The sequence below is a fragment of the Bacillus sp. RB3 genome, from assembly GCF_030164735.1.
GTDB lineage: Bacteria > Bacillota > Bacilli > Bacillales > Bacillaceae_G > Bacillus_A > Bacillus_A cereus.
Map to the genome: position 1 here is coordinate 20102 of NZ_JASNGE010000035.1, position 13341 is coordinate 33442.

Sequence of the window (13341 nt, forward strand, 5' to 3'; positions counted from 1 at the left end):
TAATGTATGAGGGGATAAATGATTTTAGAACAAGCCTTCTTCCGCTTTTACTTTTTCTTCACGAACTAAGCTATACATATTTGCTGCATCTTCTTTTTTAGTTGTTTCTTTTAATTCATTTATTTTCACAGTCACTATTTTTTGACCAAAACGAATTGTTAATTCGTCAGCTACTTTCACATCAGAACTTGCTTTTGCCACTTGACCATTAATAGATATTCTTCCTTGATCAGCTACTTCTTTCGCTAATGTTCTTCTTTTAATTAAACGTGATACTTTTAAAAACTTATCTAGACGCATATCAAATCCCCCTATTAGCGCTCTGTCTGTTTCGCTTCTTCCCATAAAACATCTAACTGTTCTAATGATAAATCTTTCATCTCTTTATTCATTTCAGCTACTTTTGCCTCCATGTATAAAAAACGACCAGTAAATTTCTCATTAGTTGAACGTAACGCCTCTTCTGGATCTATTTTGTAATGACGAGCTATATTAACAAATGCAAATAGTAAATCACCAAACTCACCCAGCATCTTTTTCTCATCCATATTTGTAACCTCTTGTTGGAACTCTTGCCATTCTTCCAAAGCTTTCTCTATCATCGGTTGCACATCAACCCAATCAAATCCAACCTTACCAGCTTTCTTCTGAATTTCATAGGCGCGTAGTAACTGCGGCAAACTTTTGGGAACGCCATTTAAAACAGATTCTTTCACGAATCCTTTTTCTTGTTTTTTAATTTCTTCCCAATTTGCAATCACTTCATCAGCGCTGTTTACATCCGTATTTCCAAACACATGCGGATGGCGACGAACCATTTTCTCAGATAGAGTTCGAATGATATCATCTATAGAGAACCAACCTTCATCTTCTCCGATTTGAGCATGAAGCATAACTTGTAATAATATATCACCTAATTCTTCTACTAAGTGATCATCATCCTCTTCATCGATTGCTTCCAACACTTCATAAGCTTCCTCAATTAAATATTTCTTTAATGATTGATGTGTTTGCTTTTTATCCCACGGACAACCATTTGGACCACGAAGTTCCGCAATAATTTCTCTAAGAACATCAAACTGTTGATACAAGGACGCACGCTCCTGAACTGGCGGCACGTACACACTCGTTAAATTATTCAATTCCGTTTCATGATCTAACATGTACAACGGTACCTTCTTTACTTGTTCAAATGAAGTTCCTGCAGCTGTTACGATATACACTTCATAATCATCTGGTAACATCTCCATTAATGTTAATTTTACATCAGATGCAACGAATGCATCATATACTTGGCAAAAGATTAAATGTTGACGCAGTTCTAATTGCCCTCTTTCAAATGATGTAGCATCAAGTAATTGGAATCCTTCAATCGGATCAATCTTTAGACTTGCAAACATAGGATCAAGGAAACTTTGTCCCCCCTCAATTCGCACTTCAACATTTGAAACTTCTCCTTTTTCCAACAGTAGCTGAACTGTTCTTTCTGCTACAAGTGGATGCCCGGGAACAGCATAGATAATTTCTGTACCTTCAGCTTGTTCTAGCAATTTATTCGCAATTGTTTCATATACAATTTCAAACGTATCATGTGCTTCATATACAGCATCAAAAGACGTATATTGTACGCCTTCTTTCTCCAATTCTTCTATAACTGGATGTTCTTTCGTTCTAACAAACAGATGGTCTGCTTCTTTTATTTTTCGATATACACCCATCGTTAGCTGATCTAATTCACCAGCTCCTAAACCTAAAATAGTAATGATTCCACTCACAACCAGTCACCTCTATCCACTCTTCTTCAATGAACCTTCTTTTTTCTCTTGTTTCATAACGGTTCCTAATTCTTTTTTTGTAAATACACGTAATTTCAAAATAAAAAACATATATGTCAATCCGCCAATGGCTACACCTAACAACGCTTCAAGTGTCGCGCTTCCTCTATGTTCCGTATCAATTACTAATCCAGACATCTGTAACACACGTGTGAATATCATTAATACAAATCCCATACAGATACCACTAATTACTATCCCTAACATATTTCGCTTATTGATAAGTGACCCTGATACAGCTCTCGTAAGCAACAAAGTATTTAGTCCAGAGATTATAATTAACGCACATAAAGTCGCAAAGGCTGCACCTTTCACACCAAAATAAGGCATGAATATATAATTTAACGCTAACTTTAAGCAACCTCCAAATACAACAAATAATGCTGGCTTAAACGTTTGCCCCAATCCTTGTAAAATAGAAGCTGTCGTAATTGACAATGAACTAAATAAAATAGATAACGATAAAATAGATAAAACATCTGATCCATCACTGTTTTCAAACAACATAATATTCGTAGGTTGAATAATACAAGTTAGACCAATAGCTGCTGCAAGTCCAATAACACATGTTATTTTCACTGCTAACTTTACCTTTTCTTGAATAAAGGAAAGATCTCCTCTTTCCTTCGCCGCTGTAATAATCGGAATAAGTGACAACGAGAAAGAAGTCGTCACAACAGTACCTAATTGCATTAGCGGAATACTTCTATCATAAACACCCTTTAATACCTTTGCATTTTCAGCCTGTTCTCCCACACCAATAAGTAAGCTGTAAAAGGACACTGAATCAGCCATCTGTATAAAAATAAGCACTAAATTACTAACACAAATCGCTAACCCCTGCCAAAAAAGGATTTTAACTATCTTCCTTTTACCCTTAATTCTCGCTGCACTTTTGAAGAATATAGAACGAAAATCTTGACGCATATACAATATAAGTACAATAATCCCAATAAGACCACCCGCAATTGAGCCTAACATAGCCCCTGCACCAACTGTATATAAATCAAATCCGTGAGCAATTAGGAATAGCGATAAAAATACAATAATAGAAACTCGAATTGTTTGTTCTATTACTTGCGAAACAGCCGTTGGCATCATATTATTAAATCCTTGAAAATACCCTCTTGCTACAGACAAAAATGGCATCAATAAGAATGAAAATGAAATAACACGTAGTAACTTATCTAAGTGTATATCGCCCATAGCTACCGCAATTGTTTCGGCCCCAAAAAACAATGTAAAGAAGCCTATAAAACCAATTCCTAATAAGAACCAAAAAGATACACAAATAATTTCTTCTGCTTCTTTTTGTTTTCCCCGCTCTAATCGTTCTGCAACCATTTTCGAAATGATAACAGGAAATCCATAAGTAGCTAAAATTAAACAAAATCCATAAAACGGGTAAATTTGTTGGTAAATATAAAATCCAATATCCCCCGCTATATTTTGATATGGAATACGGTAAAAAGCGCTTAATACTTTTGTAACGAAACTTGCAATCGTTAATATAATAGCCCCACGCCAAAAGGCTTGATACTTCTTCGCTTCCATACAAGAAAACTCCTTTTTCTATTCTCACCTCTCGTATTATATCATAAAGAAAAGAACAAACTCCCTTCCCAACACGGGTAATAATGAGTTCCTACACGTTAAAAATATTCAACGAAAAAAGGTAGCAAAGTGCTACCTTCATTCAATATACATATATCTCCAAATAATTGATTTCTCAAAAAGAAAGATCATAATTAGGAAAGATTGCTACTTCTAAAATCAATATACCCTTACTGTTCCATTTGTTTCGCTAAGAAACTGGCAGCGGTATTAACCGCTTTATGCTCAATCTCGCTTATAATAGCTTCTTTTGAAAAAATAATGACGGCTCCAATCGGATCTCCGTTTGCAACAATTGGTCCAACTGTATAAGAATGAACCTTTTCTGTTACACCATCAATAATGGAAATATCACTTTCATCCGTCATAATAACAGACTTTCGTTCTTCCATCGTTTTTTCAATTAAATCGCCAACACTTTTATTTAAGTATTCTTTTTTCGATACGCCTGATACTGCGATGATAGAATCTCGATCACACACAAGCACATTATGTCCTAAGCTGTCATATAAAGCATCAGCATATTCTTTTGCAAAATCACCTAGCTCACTAATTGGAGAATACTTCTTTAAAATTACCTCTCCATCGCGATCAACAAATATTTCTAGTGGGTCTCCTTCTCGAATACGTAAAGTTCTACGAATTTCCTTCGGGATTACGACCCTGCCTAAATCATCAATTCGACGTACGATTCCAGTTGCTTTCATTCTAATGCTGCCTCACTTTCTACTGATGATCAAAGTGGTGAATTTACCTGTTCATGTAAAAATCACCAACTGTTAGATATAGTATTTTACACATTAGTTCTTCTATGCACGTCGAATTGTATTTTTTTATCTTATTTTAGGCATTTATTACTTCTTTTTTTACATCTGGTAAGCCTTTTAATAAATTTTCAGCAATCGTTAACCACTTCGATGTCTCTAAGCCATTTGTTTTCATAACAATTTTCAATTGTGATCCTTCCATTCCTAAACCAATCATACGTCCAAAACTATTTCCGAGCATGAATAATTTTCCACCATCAATATTTTGACTTGCTTGTTCAGAAAACAGGAATGTTACTTCAAATTTATTCTGCTTAATTAATTCAATTTGTTCTTTCATTGCCAACACTTTAATATTTGCAATTTGTAATAAATAACCAACTTCTTGTGGATAATCGCCAAATCTATCGATCATTTCTTCCTGCAATTCTTCAATATCCTCAATTGCAGAAACACCTCTAAATTGTTTATACATCATAATTTTTTGCTTACTATCTGAAATATAAGCATCTGGTAAGTATGCATCTACCTCTAAGTCAATTTCAACATTAACTATATTTTCAGCCCCATCTGTTCCTCTACGCTGTTCAATTGCATCTTTTAACATTTGAGAATATAGATCAAATCCGACAGAATCAATAAATCCATGCTGTTCTGCCCCTAACAAATTACCTGCTCCACGAATAGATAAATCTCTCATCGCAATTTTGAAACCAGATCCAAGTTCCGTGAACTCTTTAATTGCTTGTAGACGCTTCTCTGCAACCTCTGACAGCACTTTGTCACGTTTATATGCAAAGTATGCATATGCAACACGATTAGAACGTCCAACACGCCCACGAAGCTGATACAATTGTGATAATCCCATACGATCTGCATCAAATACAATTAACGTATTTACATTCGGAATATCTACACCCGTCTCAATAATTGTTGTACTTACAAGAACATCATGCTGTCCTTCTAAAAATGATAGCATAACAGACTCTAATTCGCTTTCGTTCATTTTCCCATGTGCGTACGTTACGCGGGCATCTGGAACTAACATCGAAATTTCATCTGCTTTTCTTTCAATATCCTCTACACGGTTATATAGGAAGTAAACTTGACCACCTCTTGCAAGCTCTCGCTCTATCGCCTCTCGCATTAACGCTGGATTATACTCGACTACATACGTTTGGACTGGGAAACGATTTTCTGGTGGTGTCTCAATAACAGATAAGTCGCGCACACCAAGCATAGACATATGAAGCGTCCGCGGAATCGGAGTTGCCGTTAATGTTAATACGTCAACATTCGCCTTCAATTGTTTAATTTTTTCTTTATGTGTCACACCAAATCTTTGTTCTTCATCAATAATAAGAAGCCCTAAATCTTTATAAGTAACATCTTTAGATAAAATACGATGTGTTCCGATTACAATATCTACTGTTCCATCCTTTAAGCCCTTAATTGTTTCATTTTGTTGTTTCCTCGTACGGAATCTACTTAATAAGCCTATATTGATTGGATAATCTTGAAAACGCTCTCGAATTGTTTCATAGTGTTGCTGCGCAAGAATCGTTGTCGGTACTAAAATTGCAACTTGTTTTTCATCCATAATCGCTTTAAATGCCGCACGAATAGCCACTTCAGTCTTTCCATACCCTACATCACCACAAAGGAGCCTATCCATCGGGCGTCCGCGTTCCATATCTTTTTTAATCTCGTCAATAGAACGTAACTGATCCTCTGTCTCTTGGTATGGGAAAGATGATTCGAACTCTTGTTGTTCTGCCGTATCTGGCGTATATGCATAGCCTTTTGAAGCTTCGCGCTCAGCATATAGTTTAATTAGGTCATCCGCAATGTCTTGTACAGATTTTTCAACTTTCGTTTTAACCTTTTTCCAATCATTCCCACCTAATTTATAAACTTTCGGATCCTTACCTTCAGATCCTACATATTTTTGAACTTGATCAATTTGTTCAATTGGAACGTATAGCTTATCATTACCTTGATATTTAATATTTAAATAATCTTTATGAACACCATTAATCTCTAATGTCTCAATACCTAAAAATTTACCTATACCATGATTTACATGAACTACATAATCTCCAACTTTTAATTCCGAATAACTTTTAATACGTTCAGCATTCGATAGCTTTTGTTTACGTTGTGATTTTTTAACTTTCTTATGAAAAAGCTCCTTTTCAGTAATGACAACAAGCTTTTGCATCGGCATTTCAAATCCTGCATGTAAATCACCTACAGCAATTTGTAACCTTCCAGGCAATAAAATATCTGTACCTTCTACAATATCTGCCTCAATATCATAATCACTTAAAATATGTTGTAATTTTTTCACACGTTCATCATCTGTTCCGAGTACAACAGTCGTAAAATGCCCTTCATTCCATCTATCAATTTCTGTTTTTAACAAATTCATCTGTCCATGGAAATCTTGCATTGTTTTACATGTTACATTAACAATATTTTGCGGATGTGTGTGTGCGATATGACGCAAGAATAACGTTAAATATACAAAACTTCTTTTTTTATGATGAAGAAACCCCTCGAATGGGTGAGAGAAAGATAAATCTTGAATAATTGTTCCTTCACCAAGAAGTGATATATACCATTCCGCCTCTTCTGTTTCAAGATGTGATGCTGTTTCTTGAATACGGGAAATCTCATCTAAAATTACAACACCATCTTCTGGTAAATAATCTATCAGACTAGCAGGTTCTTTATAGAAAATAGATAAGTATTTAAACATCTGTTCTATACTTTGCCCGTTTTTCAACATCTCAATTTCATGACTTACCGTCTCAAGCACTTTAGTCTTTAGTTTATCATCAGAAAGTTTTTGCATCGTCTTAGTCAAGCCTTCTTCAAGATGCTGAATTCCTGATTTTAATTCTTCCTGTGAAAATAAAAACTCTGTTGCCGGACCAAACCTAACGCTTTCTTTTTTACCTTGAGAACGCTGTTCATCCACATCAAATAATCGAATAGAATCGACTTCTGTATCAAAGAATTCAATACGAAATGGTAGTTCTTCAGTTAAAGGATAAATATCTAATATTCCCCCACGCAAACTGAACTCCCCTGGAGCTTCTACCATCGACTTACGTTCATAGCCAATATGATGTAAAGTATGCAAGAGCGCATCTAAATCAATCTCTTGCCCTAGATTGATTTCAACTTGCTTTTGCTTCCACAATTCTTTTATTGGTAAAAATCTACGCAATCCTGCTACTGGCGCTACAATGATTCCATTCTCTCCCGCAGCCAAGCGATTTAACACTTCTATACGTTGCGCCCTCAATTCTGGACTTGCAACTCCAATTTCCGATGCTATCAGTTCATTCACTGGATATAACCACACATCTTTTTCACCAAGTAACGCCACTAAATCTTCATGTACTTTTTGTGCTTGGTATAAGTTATGTGTCACGATTAATTGTGATTTTTTTGTTTTTTTATATAAAGCCGCCATTAATAATGAACGAGAAGACGTTGCCATCCCTGATATAAGTTGTTCTTTTAACCCATCTTCTAACCCATTAATAACCGATTGTATCTCTTCATTTTTATAAAATTGCTCTAATAAACCTATCATTTTTAAAACTCCTCTCAACATAAAGAGCAAGTCATTCTATTTTATGCAAATATTTTGGAAAAGGAAAACAGAAAAATGCTTTGGACATGCCAAAGCGACAACATTTTATTGCAGAAATTTTTCATACTCATAATACTCAGGATAAGATGCGAGCGTTTCTTGACACGATTCACAAATCGTTTTTATATATATATTTCCATTCTCATGAAAATGAATCATTTCTACTACTTCTTGCTCCGTTAGTTGAAATAAAACGTCGCTATATACTTTTTCTGCGTTAATGGAGCCTACATTACCTCCGCAGTGTCTGCAATAATAATACCCTTCCATACTAGCCTCCTAAAAATTCAATTACTACTAGTATGGGTAAAACAAAAGAGAAATATTCCCAATCTCATTTTTAACTATTGAAAGTATTCATGATTTGAAGAAAAGGCTTATTTAGCCACTCTTCACATGCATCCGCTGCTTTTTCAATAGAATGGTTAACATCCGGAATCTCTTCAGATGTAAAGCGTCCTAATACATAATCGACTACCTTCATTCCATTTTTCGGGCGATCAATTCCCATACGGATACGTTGAAATTCTTGTGTTCCTAAGTGCGAAATCGTTGACTTTACACCATTATGTCCACCAGCACTACCTTTCATGCGAAGACGCAATTTACCTACAGGAATGTCTAAATCGTCGTACATAACAACGAAGTCCTCAACATCAATTTTATAATAATCCATAAGTGGACGAATACTTTCCCCAGATAAATTCATGTATGTTAGCGGCTTTAATAAGATTACCTTTTCTCCATTAACAAACCCTGCACCAAATACACCTTTAAATTTTTGTTCATTCAAAGAAATGTTCCAACGCTTCGCAAGTTCATCAATGGCCATAAATCCAATATTATGCCTTGTTAATTCATATTCTCTACCTGGGTTCCCAAGTCCTACTATCAATTTCATTCTTGTACCACTACTTTCTTTTTTCGATACGAAAAGACGTAACCAAAATTGGTTACGTCTCATTCTATCCAATTAATTGAATAATACACTCACAGATTCTTCTTCGTATACACGAATGATTGCTTCTCCGATTAATGGAGCAACTGAAAGTTCATGTACTTTGTCGATTTTCTTCTCTTCTGGTAATACGATAGAGTTCGTTACAACTAACTCTTTAATGTTTGAATTTTGAATACGCTCAATTGCTGGACCAGATAATACTGGGTGTGTACAGCAAGCATATACTTCAGAAGCACCGTTCTCAACAAGAGCGTTTGCTGCTAATGTAATTGTACCAGCTGTATCAATGATGTCATCAATTAAAATCGCTGTTTTGCCTTCAATATTACCGATAATGTTCATTACCTCTGAAACGTTCGGGCGAGGACGACGCTTATCAATAATAGCGATTGGCGCTTTTAGACGATCTGCCATTTTTCTCGCACGAGTTACACCACCATGATCAGGAGACACGATTACGATATCTTTAAGACCTTTTGTTTCAAAGTAATCAGAAAGAATCGGTACACCCATTAAGTGGTCGATTGGGATATCAAAGAACCCTTGAATTTGTGGAGCATGTAAATCTAGAGTGATTACACGAGTTGCACCTGCTGTTTCAAGCAAGTTTGCTACAAGTTTCGATGTAATTGGTTCACGAGAACGCGCTTTACGGTCTTGACGCGCATAACCATAGTAAGGAATAACAATATTAATTGTTTTCGCAGATGCACGTTTTAATGCATCGATCATAATAAGTAATTCCATGATATGTTCGTTTACTGGGAAGCTTGTAGATTGAATAATGAATACATCGCAACCACGGATACTTTCTTCAATGTTAATTTGAACTTCTCCATCACTAAAACGATCAACAGAACATTTTCCTAGTCCTACTCCAATATGCTTTGCAATCTGCTCAGCAAGTTCCTTATTAGAGTTTAAAGAGAATACTTTCAAATTAGAATTTAGATATTGAGTCGACATCTAGATTAACCCTCCACATTATTATGATTTTTTCTTATTCAGCAATTGATCAACATAGTCTTCTTTGTTAACTTGACGTGCACGTGCTACCGATAATGCTTTTGATGGAACATTCTCTGTAATTGTAGAGCCTGCCGCCACATAAGCACCATCTTCAACTGTTACTGGAGCAACAAGGTTTGAATTACATCCAATAAATACCCCATTACCAATCACAGTTTTGAATTTATTCTTACCGTCATAGTTCACCGTAATTGAACCACAACCAAGATTCACGTCTTCTCCAACTTGTGCATCCCCGATATAACTCAAGTGTGAAGCTTTACTTCTATTACCAAAGACAGTTTTTTTGATTTCCACGAAGTTTCCAACGCGTACTTCGTCTCCAATAACTGAATCTGGGCGAATATGTGCAAATGGACCAACCGATACTTCTGTACCAAGCTTACTATCATGTACAGTAGATTGTCGAATTGTCGTACGATCTCCAATTTCACTATCGCGAATTACTGTATGCGGTCCAATTTCACAATCAGAACCAATTACAGTGTTCCCCTCAATAATTGTTCCTGGATGAAGAACTGTATCGCTACCGATAATTGCATCAGCAGAAATATAAGTGTTACTTGGATCAATAATTGTAACACCATTTACCATGTTCTTTCGGTTGATACGGTTTTTCATAATAATTTCCGCTTGCGATAGAGCGACTCTGTCGTTAACACCTAACGTTTCATCGAACTGCTCTGTTTGATAAGCTGATACGATATGACCTTCATTTTTTAAAATCTCAATAACATCTGGAAGGTAATATTCACCTTGCACGTTATCATTTGAAACTTTAGAAAGTGAAGCAAATAAAGCCTTATTATCAAAACAATACGTACCTGTATTGATTTCTTTAATAGCTAATTCTTTCTCATTTGCATCTTTATGCTCAACAATCTTTTCAACATGACCATTCTCATTACGAACAATACGGCCATATCCAGCAGGCTCTTCTATGTATGCTGTTAGCACCGTCGCCATTGCTCCTGCTTCTTTATGTTGCTGAAGTAATGCTTCCATTGTTTCAGCAGTTATTAGAGGCGTATCACCACAAATAACTAAAGTTGTTCCTTCTTCATTTGCAAGTACACTTGCAGCTTGATCTACAGCATGTGCTGTACCAAGTTGTTCTGCTTGTAATGCAAATTCACTTACGTTCCCTAGCTGTTCTTGTACCATTTCAGCACCATGTCCAACAACCGTTACAAGTTTCTGCAATCCTAATTGAGATACTTGATCGACTACGTGTTGTACCATAGGTTTTCCACATACAGGATGCAGCACTTTGTATAGCTTAGACTTCATACGTGTGCCTTTACCTGCAGCTAGAATCACTGCAAATCTGTTTGACATATAGACCCTCCATCGCAACCTATTTATCCATTAAAGATATTATCCTAAATCATCATATATTTCAAGAAACACATTTTAACTATTAAATTTTACCATAATTCTTATAAGATGTTTTACTCTTTAGTATCTTTTTTAAGAAATAAGCTATACTATTTAAAATGATTTTGAAAAAATTAGTAGTTTCTTCTTTTTATGTTAATAAATTATACAGTTTCCAAATATAAAGCAAAAAAAACAAACCCCTGTAAATGCTTACAGGAGTTTGCTACAAAATTATAAGGCTTTTTGTCAAAAGCCCTTTTCATTCGAATTTTACGAAGCACCTGCTTCTTCAAACTCAACCTCTTCTAACTCGCCTAAACGATGATACTCTGTTAAAACCGCATCTTGAATTTTAGAGCGTGTACCAGAATTAATTGGATGTGCAATGTCACGGAACTCTCCATCTGGAGTACGTTTACTTGGCATTGCTACAAATAATCCATTATTACCATCAATTACACGAATATCATGAACAACAAATTCATGGTCTAGAGTAATAGAGGCAATTGCTCTCATGCGGCCTTCTGTGTTTACGCGGCGTAATCTTACGTCAGTCACTTCCATCTTGTGTTCACCACCCTTTTCTAAATAAGCGATATATTTGTATAAATTCCACAAATTTTCTATTTTCCCTTTAATTTTTTAAAAATTTTTAAGATAAAAATTTTTAAAGTAGTTGAATATAGAGATTAGTGGAGGTTATCGCTTACAAAAGGTTACTTAACTAGGGCGATTACTTCAATTTCAACGGAAACATCTTTCGGTAATTTTGCTACTTGCACACAAGATCGAGCTGGTTTATGAGTAGAGAAATAAGAGCTATACACTTCATTCACAGCATTAAAATCATCCATGTCCTTTAAAAATACTGTTGTTTTTACGACTGTATCAAATGAAGCACCTGCTTCCTCTAATACCGCTTGTAAATTTTGAAATACCTGTTCTGTTTGTACTGTTACATCTCCTGTTACAAGCTCCCCATTTGCCATCAATGGAATTTGTCCTGAGCTATAGAACATGTTATTTACAATAATCCCCTGTGAATAAGATCCAATTGCTTGTGGTGCCTTGCTTGTTTGAACAACTTTCATACTTTTCACCCTTTTATTATTTATTTTACTCTTTAAAAATAGTGTACGAAAGGCAGCTTGTCCATCTATTTTATAATCTATAAATAAAATAAAAAAGATAGAGCTATCTGCTCTATCTTTTATTCCGCCTCTACAAGCCCTTCATCAAATGGTGCAAGAGAATAATTCCCTTTTTCCACTTGAATCGTTTTTTCTTTCACATCAACTTCCGATAGACGAATTAATGATACAAAATTATTAATTAGTCGTTCTTCAATATCTGTGGATTCTACTAATACACCAATACCAACAACATTAGCCTTGAATTCTTCTAGCATACTCATCATACCTTGAATTGTTCCGCCAGCTTTCATGAAGTCATCAATAATTAAAACATTCGACCCTTCTGGAAGACTGCGTTTTGCTAACGTCATTGTTTGAATTCGTTTAGAAGAACCCGACACATAGTTAATACTAACAGTCGGACCTTCTGTTACCTTATTATCTTTCCTTGCAATTACAACTGGTACATCTAAGTAATTTGCCACTGCATAAGCAAGTGGAATCCCCTTCGTTGCCACCGTCATAACTGCATCAATTGGTTGCCTAGCAAAAACAGAAGCAAACAAACGACCTGCGCCATTAATATGGCGAGGATTACTCAATAAATCTGTCATGTATAAGTAACCGCCAGGCAAAATACGATCTGGGTTTTCAAATAAGCCACAAAGCTCATCAATAATTAGATCTGCCTCTTCTTCACTTATATACGGTATATATTTCACTCCTCCTGCTGCTCCTGGTATCGTTTGCAATGTGCCGACCCCTTGTTGTTCAAACGTTTGCTTAATAATAACTAAATCTTCACTAATGGAAGACTTAGCCGATTGATACCTTTCAGCAAAAAAAGTGAGAGATACTAGCTGACGAGGGTTTTGTAGCAAGTAATAAGTCATATCGACTAATCTTGTACTTCTTCTAATTTTCATACTCTCACCTCAAATCACGAATATTCTAA

12 protein-coding genes are annotated in these 13341 nt (G+C 35.5%); all 12 read right to left on the reverse strand.

What is annotated here, in order from left to right:
• Positions 1 to 24: 24 nt before the first annotated feature.
• On the reverse strand, positions 25 to 300 hold the full coding sequence (locus tag QO049_RS26135) for an RNA-binding S4 domain-containing protein (RefSeq protein ID WP_001234876.1): 276 nt from the start codon (positions 298 to 300) through the stop codon (positions 25 to 27).
• Positions 301 to 314: 14 nt separating this feature from the next.
• Positions 315 to 1775, reverse strand: a complete 1461-nt coding sequence (gene yabN / locus QO049_RS26140; protein ID WP_000014241.1) for a bifunctional methyltransferase/pyrophosphohydrolase YabN — start codon at positions 1773 to 1775, stop codon at positions 315 to 317.
• Between the two features lie 12 nt (positions 1776 to 1787).
• Positions 1788 to 3389: a putative polysaccharide biosynthesis protein gene (locus QO049_RS26145; protein WP_048568261.1), complete on the reverse strand. Its 1602-nt coding sequence runs from the start codon at positions 3387 to 3389 to the stop codon at positions 1788 to 1790.
• A gap of 230 nt (positions 3390 to 3619) precedes the next feature.
• A complete protein-coding gene (spoVT, locus tag QO049_RS26150) occupies positions 3620 to 4156 on the reverse strand; it encodes a stage V sporulation protein T (protein ID WP_000648302.1) in 537 nt (178 codons plus the stop codon).
• Between the two features lie 136 nt (positions 4157 to 4292).
• Positions 4293 to 7823 (reverse strand): transcription-repair coupling factor, encoded by a 3531-nt coding sequence (gene mfd / locus QO049_RS26155; protein WP_284489636.1) that lies wholly within the window; start codon positions 7821 to 7823, stop codon positions 4293 to 4295.
• A 105-nt stretch (positions 7824 to 7928) separates the two neighbouring features.
• On the reverse strand, positions 7929 to 8153 hold the full coding sequence (locus QO049_RS26160) for an anti-sigma-F factor Fin family protein (RefSeq protein ID WP_000399438.1): 225 nt from the start codon (positions 8151 to 8153) through the stop codon (positions 7929 to 7931).
• Between the two features lie 70 nt (positions 8154 to 8223).
• A complete protein-coding gene (gene pth / locus QO049_RS26165) occupies positions 8224 to 8784 on the reverse strand; it encodes an aminoacyl-tRNA hydrolase (protein WP_000767702.1) in 561 nt (186 codons plus the stop codon).
• A gap of 72 nt (positions 8785 to 8856) precedes the next feature.
• Positions 8857 to 9810: a ribose-phosphate diphosphokinase gene (locus QO049_RS26170; protein WP_000107420.1), complete on the reverse strand. Its 954-nt coding sequence runs from the start codon at positions 9808 to 9810 to the stop codon at positions 8857 to 8859.
• Between the two features lie 21 nt (positions 9811 to 9831).
• Entirely contained in the window at positions 9832 to 11211 is a 1380-nt protein-coding gene (gene glmU, locus QO049_RS26175; protein WP_000071039.1) for a bifunctional UDP-N-acetylglucosamine diphosphorylase/glucosamine-1-phosphate N-acetyltransferase GlmU, read from the reverse strand.
• A gap of 312 nt (positions 11212 to 11523) precedes the next feature.
• Entirely contained in the window at positions 11524 to 11817 is a 294-nt protein-coding gene (spoVG, locus tag QO049_RS26180) for a septation regulator SpoVG (RefSeq protein WP_000454041.1), read from the reverse strand.
• Between the two features lie 152 nt (positions 11818 to 11969).
• Positions 11970 to 12344 carry a RidA family protein gene (locus QO049_RS26185; protein ID WP_053513332.1) on the reverse strand — a complete coding sequence of 125 codons (375 nt, stop codon included), beginning with the start codon at positions 12342 to 12344 and terminating at the stop codon, positions 11970 to 11972.
• A gap of 119 nt (positions 12345 to 12463) precedes the next feature.
• Complete coding sequence (purR, locus tag QO049_RS26190) at positions 12464 to 13312, reverse strand: pur operon repressor (protein ID WP_000702466.1); 849 nt, start codon at positions 13310 to 13312, stop codon at positions 12464 to 12466.
• Positions 13313 to 13341: the final 29 nt, after the last annotated feature.

What these genes read in the sequence shown, in the direction of transcription:
- QO049_RS26135 (WP_001234876.1), bottom strand. Translation starts at nt 300, where the DNA reads ATGCGTCTAGATAAGTTTTTAAAAGTATCACGTTTAATTAAAAGAAGA.
- QO049_RS26145 (WP_048568261.1), bottom strand. Translation starts at nt 3,389, where the DNA reads ATGGAAGCGAAGAAGTATCAAGCCTTTTGGCGTGGGGCTATTATATTA.
- spoVT (WP_000648302.1), bottom strand. Translation starts at nt 4,156, where the DNA reads ATGAAAGCAACTGGAATCGTACGTCGAATTGATGATTTAGGCAGGGTC.
- mfd (WP_284489636.1), bottom strand. Translation starts at nt 7,823, where the DNA reads ATGATAGGTTTATTAGAGCAATTTTATAAAAATGAAGAGATACAATCG.
- QO049_RS26160 (WP_000399438.1), bottom strand. Translation starts at nt 8,153, where the DNA reads ATGGAAGGGTATTATTATTGCAGACACTGCGGAGGTAATGTAGGCTCC.
- pth (WP_000767702.1), bottom strand. Translation starts at nt 8,784, where the DNA reads ATGAAATTGATAGTAGGACTTGGGAACCCAGGTAGAGAATATGAATTA.
- QO049_RS26170 (WP_000107420.1), bottom strand. Translation starts at nt 9,810, where the DNA reads ATGTCGACTCAATATCTAAATTCTAATTTGAAAGTATTCTCTTTAAAC.
- glmU (WP_000071039.1), bottom strand. Translation starts at nt 11,211, where the DNA reads ATGTCAAACAGATTTGCAGTGATTCTAGCTGCAGGTAAAGGCACACGT.
- spoVG (WP_000454041.1), bottom strand. Translation starts at nt 11,817, where the DNA reads ATGGAAGTGACTGACGTAAGATTACGCCGCGTAAACACAGAAGGCCGC.
- QO049_RS26185 (WP_053513332.1), bottom strand. Translation starts at nt 12,344, where the DNA reads ATGAAAGTTGTTCAAACAAGCAAGGCACCACAAGCAATTGGATCTTAT.
- purR (WP_000702466.1), bottom strand. Translation starts at nt 13,312, where the DNA reads ATGAAAATTAGAAGAAGTACAAGATTAGTCGATATGACTTATTACTTG.